This is a genomic window from Rhodoferax sp. (assembly GCF_011391645.1).
Classification (GTDB): Bacteria; Pseudomonadota; Gammaproteobacteria; order Burkholderiales; family Burkholderiaceae_C; genus Rhodoferax.
In genome coordinates this window covers 1-8,876 of the sequence record NZ_JAABQC010000107.1, presented here as the reverse complement: position 1 = coordinate 8,876, position 8,876 = coordinate 1, and the positions used below count along the sequence as shown (strand labels likewise).

The window sequence follows — 8,876 nt, the reverse complement described above, 5'->3', positions numbered from 1 at the left end:
CGGTGTCAATCACATGCACCGGCACGCCCTCGATCTGGATGGTCTGCTGCACCTTGTCGCGGGTGGTGCCCGCAATGGCGGTCACGATGGCGAGCTCGGCGCCGGCCAGGGCATTGAGCAGCGACGACTTGCCGGCGTTGGGCTGGCCGGCAATCACCACCTTGATGCCTTCGCGCAGCAGCGCGCCCTGCTGCGCGCGCGCCATTACCGTGGCCAGGCTAAGCGCCAGCCGGGTCAGCTGCCCATGCGCGTCTGCCTTTTGCAGAAAGTCGATCTCTTCTTCGGGGAAGTCGAGTGTGGCCTCGACCAGCATGCGCAAATGGATGAGGGCATCGCGCAGCGTGTGGATTTCACTTGAGAAAGCTCCGGCCAGGGAGCGGCTGGCGCTGCGCGCGGCGGCCTCGGTGCTGGCATCGATCAGATCGGCAATGGCCTCGGCCTGCGCCAGATCGATCTTGTCGTTGAGAAAGGCACGCTCGGAAAACTCGCCTGGCAGCGCCACGCGCAAGTGCGCCAGACGGGCTGCGCCGCCGGGGCCGGGCTCGGCGGCCGCTTGCAGGCAGCGCGCCAGCAACAGTTGCAGCACCACCGGGCCGCCATGGGCCTGCAGCTCCAGCACCTCCTCGCCGGTAAAGGAGTGCGGCGCCACAAAATAAAGGGCCAGGCCATGGTCGATGGCCTGGCCCGTGGCGTCCAGAAAGGCGGTGTAAGTGGCTTCGCGCGGTTTGAGCGGGCGCCCGCACAAGCCCAGCACCAAGTCCTGCAGGCCGCGTCCGCTGACCCGCACCATGCCCACCGCGCCGCGACCCGGTGCCGTGGCAATGGCCACGATCGGGTCAAGGTGGCGAGGCAAGCTCACGTCAGGTGGATGTTAGAACTTCGGCAAATGAAACTTCGGCGGCACACCCATGCGGGTGTTGATCACCCACTGCTGGGCAATTGAGAGCACGTTGTTGGTAATCCAGTAAAGCACCAGGCCGGCCGGGAAGAAGAAGAACATCACGCTGAACGCCAGCGGCATGAACCACATCAACTTGGCTTGCATCGGGTCAGGCGGCGCCGGGTTGAGCGAAGTCTGCAGCACCGTGGTGAGTGTCATGACAATCGGCAGGATGTAAAACGGGTCGGGCGACGAGAGGTCATGAATCCAGCCTATCCAGGGCGCATTGCGCATCTCGACGCTGGCCAGCAGCACCCAGTACAGCGCAATGAACACCGGAATCTGGACCATGATCGGGAAGCAGCCGCCCATCGGGTTGACCTTTTCCTCGCGGTAGATGCGCATCATTTCCTGCTGCATCTGCTGCGGGTTGTCTTTCAGGCGTTCGCGCATTTCCATGATGCGCGGGTTGACCGCCTTCATCTTGGCCATGCTGGAGTAGGCCTTGGCGTTGAGCCAGTAAAAGGCAATTTTGAGCAACAAGACCAGCGCCACAATCGACCAGCCCCAATTGCTGATGACGCTGTGCAGCTTGTCCAGCAACCAGTACAGCGGCTTGGCCAGAATGGTCAGCCAGCCGTAGTCCTTGACCAGTTCGAGTCCGGGGGTCAGCGATTCAAGCACTTTTTCTTCTTGCGGGCCGGCGTAAAGTGTGGTGGCCACCGTTTTGCGGGCGCCGGGGGCAATCGTTTCCAGCGGTGCAATCATGCCCACCGAGTACAAATTGGTGTCGACCTTGCGCATGAACAGCTCGCGCTTGATGCCGTCGCCCAGCAACCAGGCGCTGGCAAAGTAGTGCTGCACCATGGCCACGTAGCCGTTTTCAGCCGACTTTTCAATGTCGACTGAACCCTTTTCAATGTCGGAAAACTCGACTTTCTGGTATTTTTTGGCCTCGGTATAGACCGCCGGACCGGTAAAGGTGAAGTAGAGCGCCGATTCACCCGGCGGCTTGTTGCCGTCGCGCACCAGTTGCAGATACAGCTGCGGCGCCAGTGCGGTGCTGCCGACATTGACCACCTCATGCTTGACCGCCACCACGTAGCTGCCGCGCGTCAGGGTGTAGGTCTTGATGAGCTGGAACCCGCCCACCTCGGCCGATTCAAAGCGCAGTTCAAGGGCTTGGCTGCCTTCCTTGAGGCTGCGCTCACCCGGTGCCAGCGTCATGACGGTTTTGTGGGTCGGCAGCGCCGGACCACCTGCGCCGGCAATCAGGCCCGACTGGGCCAGATAAACCCGCTCTCTGCTGTCGTCAAAGAGAATGAAATTAACTTTTTTGTCCACCATATCGGCGTGTTTGAGCATCTCCGCCCTGACCACTGAACCGCCCTCGGTGTCAAAGGTGAGTTTGTAGACGTCGGTTTCAACCACCACCAGCTCGCGCGCCGCAGCGGCGGCCGCTGCCGGGGCGGCTCCGGCTGGCACTGTGGCGCCAATCTGGCCAGCGCCTGCAACGTTGCTGCTGGCGGCAGGCACGCTATTAGGCACGCCACTCGGCACGGTGCCCGAGCCACCCGGCTCGGTGCCTGCGCCTGTCGGCGTCTGGGGCTGTGCAACGGTCGGTGTGGAGCTGGGGAAGAATGTGGCATTGCGGCCGTTGTAAACCTGCCATTGATCCCACAGCATGACCAGGGAAAAACCAAAAATCACCCACAAAATGGTGCGGCGGATATCGTTCATGAGGATTTCTTTTGAGTGGAAGAGGGTATCAACCGGGTAAACAAACGGGACGAGTCCTGGGCAGGCGCCTGGGGGACCGGGTCAAGGCCGCCATCACACCAAGGGTGACAGCGCCCAATGCGGTACAGCATAAGGTAGCTGCCCCTGGCGGCACCAAAGCGTTGCAGCGCCTCCAGGGCATAGACGGAACAAGTGGGCTCAAACCGGCACGACGAGCCCAGCCACGGGCTCAAGAAGAGCCGGTAGCCCTTGATGAGCAGGATCAGCAACCGGGCCATCACGCCGGCACCAGCCCGGGCGCGCCGGGCCTGGCTTGCGTGGCGCGCGCCAGCAACTGGTGCAGCTCATTGCGCGCGGCCAACTTCAGGGCTTCAGAGCTCGCGCTGATGAATTGCACCCTATCAAAGCCGCTGCGCAACCGAACCACGTAGGCGGCGGTTGGCAATTGCGCATGGTAGAGCTGACTCACGGCGAATATCTGGCGTTTCAGGGCGTTGCGTGTCACGGCGCGTTTGGCCCAGCGTTTGGGCACCATGGCGCCGAGCCAGACCGCAGGCACATCGAACAATGGCTTGGCATTCAAGTCCCCTTGGTCAGCATTCAACGCCACGGAGTGCAGGGCAAAATGCGGCGTTCGCGCCAGCGTGGACCCCGCCAGCACGGCCTGAAACTGGCGCCGACTTTTGAGTCGCTGCAAGGTGAGTCAAGCGTTGCCGCAATGGTGAGCAGGCTGCGCCCGGCCTGAAATTAAACTGCCAGACGCTTGCGCCCTTTGGCGCGACGGGCGTTGATCACGGCACGACCGCCACGGGTTTTCATGCGCACCAAAAAGCCATGCGTACGGGCGCGACGAATCTTGGAGGGTTGGTAAGTGCGTTTCATTTTCGGAAATCCTAAGAAGCTTCAGAGGCAAGCTGCCTCAGTTTGATTGAACATGCCCAAGCGGCATCAACGTTAATTCCTCCCGAATTGTTCAGGGGAACCGCAGATTATCGCAAACTTTTCACCACTTCAAAATTAGCGGGAAGACCCGTAGTGTGGATAAGCCTTTGATAAATTAGAATAGGGGCGGTCAGAAATCAAAATTATCCACAGAAACCAATCGCAAAATGACCGAGGGACTCCGCCCCACACCGCCAGCCGTGCAAGACCAGAGTGGCGCAGATTTTTGGCAATCCTGTATCGATCAACTGGCACAGGAACTCCCCGAACAGCAATTCCAGACCTGGATCAAGCCTTTGTCAGCCCAGGTGGCCGATGACCTGGGCAAAGTCACCATTTTTGTTGCCAACCGGTTCAAGATGGACTGGATCCGGGCCCAATACAGCCAGCGCCTGGCGCTGCTCATGGAGCGCCTGACCGGCCAGTCGGTGCAGATCGAACTGGCGCTGGCCCCGCGCGAAGCCGTGGTGCGCAAGTCGGAGCCCAAAGTGGCGACTGTCGCTGTCCTGGCCGAGACGCTGGCCGAAGCCGATCACTTCCGCCCCGCCGAACCCCTCAAAAGCCGCCTCAACACGGCCCTGACATTTGATACCCTGGTCGAGGGCAGCGCCAACCGCATGGCGCGCGCCGCAGCCATGCATGTGGCCGGCATGCCGGGGCGCCTGTACAACCCGCTGTTCATTTATGGTGGCGTTGGCTTGGGCAAAACCCACCTGATGCACGCGGTGGGCAACCAGTTGATGGCCGACCATCCCAGCGCCAAAGTGCTCTACATCCACGCCGAGCAGTTTGTCACGGATGTGGTGAAAGCCTACCAGCGCAAGGCGTTTGACGAATTCAAGGAGCGTTACCACTCGCTGGATTTGCTGCTGATTGACGACGTGCAGTTTTTTGCCAACAAGGAGCGCACGCAAGAAGAGTTTTTTAACGCCTTCGAGGCGCTGCTGGCCAAAAAGTCGCACATTGTCATGACCAGCGACACCTATCCCAAAGGCCTGGCGGACATCCATGAGCGCCTGGTGTCGCGCTTTGACTCCGGCCTGACGGTGGCCATCGAGCCGCCCGAGCTGGAAATGCGGGTGGCGATTTTGATCAACAAAGCCCAGGCCGAAGGCATTGTGATGCCCGAAGAAGTGGCCTTTTTTGTGGCCAAGAACGTGCGCTCGAACGTGCGCGAGCTAGAGGGCGCATTGCGCAAAATTCTGGCCTATTCGCGTTTCAACCAGAAAGAAATCTCGATTTTGCTGGCGCGCGAGGCGCTGCGCGACCTGCTCTCCATCCAAAACCGCCAAATCTCGGTGGAAAACATCCAGAAGACGGTGGCGGACTATTACAAAATCAAGATTGCCGACATGTATTCCAAAAAGAGGCCGGCCAGCATTGCCCGCCCGCGCCAGATTGCCATGTACCTGGCCAAGGAACTGACGCAAAAAAGCCTGCCTGAGATTGGCGAAATGTTCGGTGGGCGCGATCACACCACGGTGCTGCATGCGGTGCGAAAAATTGGCGGTGAGCGCCAGCAGGTCACTGAACTCAACCAGCAATTACACGTGCTGGAACAAACACTTAAAGGCTGACGCCACAGGCAGGCAGCCAAATGAGTGGGAAAATAACTCCATTAGCCATTAAAACCAAGAGGATGACATGATTGTTTTAAAAGCCACCCAGGACAAGGTATTGTCGGTTTTGCAGGCGGTCTCGGGCATTGTCGAGCGTCGCCATACCTTGCCCATTCTGGCCAATGTGCTGATCCGCAAAACGGGCGATGCCTTGCAACTCACCACCAGCGACCTCGAAATCCAGATCCGCACGGTGGCAGAGCTGGGCGGCGATACCGGTGATTTCACCACCACGGTGGGCGCCCGCAAATTGATCGACATTTTGCGCACCATGCCCTCTGACCAGCTGGTGTCACTTGAGTCCAGCGCCGCCAAATTGATCCTGAAAGGCGGCAAAAGCAAGTTCACGCTGCAAACCCTGCCGGCCGAAGACTTTCCGCTGGTGCAGGAGTCGGCTAATTTTGGCCCGGTCTTCAGCGTGCCGCAAAAAACGCTCAAGGCACTGCTGGGTCAGGTCTCGTTTGCCATGGCGGTGCACGACATCCGTTATTACCTTAACGGCATTTTGTTTGTTGCTGAAGGCAAACAACTCAGCTTGGTGGCCACCGATGGCCATCGGCTCGCCTTTGCCAGCGCCACGCTCGATGTCGAGGTGCCCAAGCAGGAGGTGATTCTGCCGCGCAAAACCGTGCTGGAGCTGCAACGCCTGCTGTCAGATGCCGAAGGCGCCATCGAGATGCAATTTGCCAACAATCAAGCCAAGTTCAGCTTCGATGGCATGGAATTTGTCACCAAACTGGTCGAGGGCAAGTTCCCCGACTACAACCGCGTGATTCCCCGCAACCATAAAAATAGCATCACCCTGGGCCGCAGCGCGCTGCTGGCCACGCTGCAGCGCACCGCCATTTTGACCAGCGAAAAGTTCAAGGGCGTGCGCCTCAACATCGACCCCGGCACCCTGCGCGTGGCGGCCAACAATGCCGAGCAGGAAGAAGCGGTGGACGAGCTCGACATCGACTACGGCGGCGACAGCATCGAAATCGGCTTCAACGTGACCTACCTCATCGACGCCCTCAGCAATATGTCGCAAGACATGGTCACGCTGGAACTCTCTGATGGCAACAGCTCGGCGCTGTTCACCATTCCCGACAACACCAACTTCAAGTATGTGGTGATGCCCATGCGCATCTAAGCAGCGGCGCACACTGCCCCGCACTCTTTAAATTCCACTGACTCTGCCATGACCGAAGAAAACAAGCCTGCCCAACCCCCTGAAAACATCGTTCACACGGGAGAAAGCACGGCTGACAGCTCCAACTTTCAGCCCACCATTGACGCCCACCAGGCGGGCGCCTCCGAGGCCTATGGTGAAGGCTCGATCCAGATCCTTGAAGGCCTTGAAGCCGTGCGCAAGCGCCCCGGCATGTACATTGGCGACACCAGTGACGGCACCGGCCTGCACCACCTGGTGTTTGAGGTGGTCGACAACTCGATCGACGAGTCGCTGGCCGGCCATTGCGACGACATTCTGGTCACCATCCACACCGACAATTCGGTCAGCGTGGTTGACAACGGGCGCGGCATCCCGACCGGCGTCAAGATGGACGACAAGCACGAGCCCAAGCGCAGCGCCGCAGAAATTGCCCTGACCGAACTGCATGCCGGCGGCAAATTCAACCAGAACAGCTACAAGGTGTCCGGCGGCCTGCACGGCGTGGGCGTCAGCTGCGTCAACGCGCTGAGCAAAATGCTGCGCCTCACGGTGCGCCGCGACGGCAAGGTGCATGTGCTCGAATTCAGCAAGGGCTTTGTGCAAAACCGCCTGGTTGAGAGCGTCAATGGCGTTGAGGTGTCACCCATGAAGGTGACCGGCGAGACCGAGCGCCGCGGCACCGAAGTGCATTTTTTGCCAGACACCGATATCTTCAAGGAAAACAAGGATTTTCACTACGAAATTTTGAGCAAGCGACTGCGCGAGCTGAGCTTCTTGAACAACGGCGTGCGCATTCGCCTGAAAGACGAGCGCACCGGCAAAGAAGACGACTTTTCCGGCGCTGACGGCGTGCGCGGCTTTGTCAACTTCATCAACAAGGGCAAAACCGTCCTCAACCCCAACATCTTCCACGCCATGGGCGACCGCCAGAGCGACCAGGACACCAACATCGGCGTCGAAGTGGCCATGCAGTGGAACAGCGGCTACAACGAGCAGGTGCTGTGCTTTACCAACAACATTCCGCAGCGCGACGGCGGCACCCACCTCACCGGCCTGCGCGCCGCCATGACGCGCATCATCAACAAATACATTGATGACACCGAGATCGCCAAAAAAGCCAAGGTCGAGGTGACCGGCGACGACATGCGCGAGGGCCTGACCTGCGTGCTGAGCGTCAAGGTGCCCGAGCCCAAATTCAGCAGCCAGACCAAGGACAAGCTGGTGTCGAGCGAAGTGCGCGGCCCGGTGGAAGACATCGTCAGCAAGCTGCTGTGGGACTACCTGCAGGAGCGCCCGGCGGATGCCAAGATCATCGTCGGCAAGATCGTTGAGGCCGCCCGCGCCCGCGAAGCCGCCCGCAAGGCCCGCGACATGACACGCCGCAAGGGCGTGCTCGACGGCATGGGCCTGCCCGGCAAGCTGGCCGACTGCCAGGAAAAAGACCCGGCGCTGTGCGAAATCTACATCGTCGAGGGCGACTCCGCCGGTGGCTCTGCCAAGCAGGGCCGAGACCGCAAGTTCCAGGCAATTCTGCCGCTGCGCGGCAAGATTCTGAACGTGGAAAAGGCGCGCTACGAGAAGCTGCTCACCAGCAACGAAATCCTGACGCTCATCACCGCTTTGGGCACCGGCATCGGCAAGGCCGGCGGCACCACTGGCAACGACGACTTTGATGTGGCCAAGCTGCGCTACCACCGCATCATCATCATGACCGATGCCGACGTTGACGGCGCCCACATCCGCACCTTGTTGCTCACTTTCTTCTACCGCCAGATGCCGGAACTGGTGGAACGCGGCCACATTTATATCGCCCAGCCGCCGCTTTACAAGGTGAAGTCTGGGCGCGAAGAGCTCTACCTGCAGGGCGCCACCGACCTCGACAACTTTTTGCTGCGTGTGGCGCTGGTTCATGCCACGGTGCACACTGGTGGTGACAACAGCACGGCGTTGACTGGCGACGCCCTGACTGAGTTGGCGCGCAAGCACCAGACAGCACAGGCCGTGATTGCCCGGCTGGCGAACTTCTTGGACGTGTCCGCCCTGCGCGCTATTGCCGATGGCGTAGAACTGAACCTCGACACCGTGGCCGACGCCGAGGCCTCGGCCATCGCCCTGCAAGCCGAATTGCCCGACGCCGAAGTGGCTGGCGAATTTGACGTGCGCAGCGATAAGCCCATTTTGCGCATCAGCCGCCGTCTGCACGGCAACATCAAGAGCAGCGTGCTGACGCAGGACTTTGTCCATGGCGCCGACTATGCCGCCCTGAACGAAGTCGCCAAAACCTTCCGGGGCCTGCTCGGCGAGGGTGCCAGGGTCACGCGTGGCGAAGGCGAGCGTCAAAAAGAACAAAAGGTCAGCGACTTCCGCGAGGCCATGGCTTGGTTGATTACGCAGGCTGAGGGCTCAACCAGCCGCCAGCGTTACAAAGGTCTGGGTGAAATGAACCCCGAACAACTCTGGGAAACCACCATGGACCCGGCGGTGCGCATTTTGCTGCGCGTGCAGATTGACGACGCCATCGAAGCCGACAAGGTGTTCACCA

Annotated in this window: 8 protein-coding genes; 3 read left to right on the top strand and 5 right to left on the bottom strand. The window is 60.2% G+C overall.

Features of this window, described 5'->3' with window-relative positions; all coding sequences use genetic code 11:
- From GPS82_RS12025 to rpmH, 5 genes are all read right to left on the bottom strand, one after another.
- A partial coding sequence (locus GPS82_RS12025; protein ID WP_296495020.1) for a tRNA modification GTPase occupies positions 1 to 859 on the bottom strand: 859 nt, incomplete at its 3' end.
- A 12-nt stretch (positions 860 to 871) separates the two neighbouring features.
- Positions 872 to 2,620, bottom strand: coding sequence for a membrane protein insertase YidC (gene yidC / locus GPS82_RS12020; RefSeq protein WP_296495017.1), 1,749 nt, complete (start codon positions 2,618 to 2,620; stop codon positions 872 to 874).
- Entirely contained in the window at positions 2,617 to 2,901 is a 285-nt protein-coding gene (gene yidD, locus GPS82_RS12015; RefSeq protein WP_296495015.1) for a membrane protein insertion efficiency factor YidD, read from the bottom strand. The genes yidC and yidD overlap by 4 nt, the downstream gene beginning before the upstream one ends.
- Positions 2,898 to 3,317, bottom strand: a complete 420-nt coding sequence (locus GPS82_RS12010; protein ID WP_296495013.1) for a ribonuclease P protein component — start codon at positions 3,315 to 3,317, stop codon at positions 2,898 to 2,900. Before GPS82_RS12010 ends, yidD begins: the two co-directional genes overlap by 4 nt.
- A gap of 50 nt (positions 3,318 to 3,367) precedes the next feature.
- A complete protein-coding gene (rpmH, locus tag GPS82_RS12005) occupies positions 3,368 to 3,502 on the bottom strand; it encodes a 50S ribosomal protein L34 (RefSeq protein ID WP_006299042.1) in 135 nt (44 codons plus the stop codon).
- A 227-nt stretch (positions 3,503 to 3,729) separates the two neighbouring features.
- Here rpmH and dnaA point away from each other — a divergent pair, with 227 nt between their 5' ends.
- From dnaA to gyrB, 3 genes are all read left to right on the top strand, one after another.
- Positions 3,730 to 5,139 (top strand): chromosomal replication initiator protein DnaA, encoded by a 1,410-nt coding sequence (gene dnaA, locus GPS82_RS12000; RefSeq protein ID WP_296495011.1) that lies wholly within the window; start codon positions 3,730 to 3,732, stop codon positions 5,137 to 5,139.
- Between the two features lie 67 nt (positions 5,140 to 5,206).
- The gene (gene dnaN / locus GPS82_RS11995; RefSeq protein ID WP_296495009.1) at positions 5,207 to 6,313 is read left to right on the top strand and encodes a DNA polymerase III subunit beta; all 1,107 of its coding nucleotides are present in this window, start codon (positions 5,207 to 5,209) and stop codon (positions 6,311 to 6,313) included.
- 48 nt (positions 6,314 to 6,361) lie between these two features.
- A partial coding sequence (gyrB, locus tag GPS82_RS11990; RefSeq protein WP_296495007.1) for a DNA topoisomerase (ATP-hydrolyzing) subunit B occupies positions 6,362 to 8,876 on the top strand: 2,515 nt, incomplete at its 3' end.

Excerpts from the sequence above, each read along its gene's own strand:
- yidC (WP_296495017.1), bottom strand. The coding sequence starts at position 2,620 with ATGAACGATATCCGCCGCACCATTTTGTGGGTGATTTTTGGTTTTTCC.
- rpmH (WP_006299042.1), bottom strand. The coding sequence starts at position 3,502 with ATGAAACGCACTTACCAACCCTCCAAGATTCGTCGCGCCCGTACGCAT.
- dnaA (WP_296495011.1), top strand. The coding sequence starts at position 3,730 with ATGACCGAGGGACTCCGCCCCACACCGCCAGCCGTGCAAGACCAGAGT.
- dnaN (WP_296495009.1), top strand. The coding sequence starts at position 5,207 with ATGATTGTTTTAAAAGCCACCCAGGACAAGGTATTGTCGGTTTTGCAG.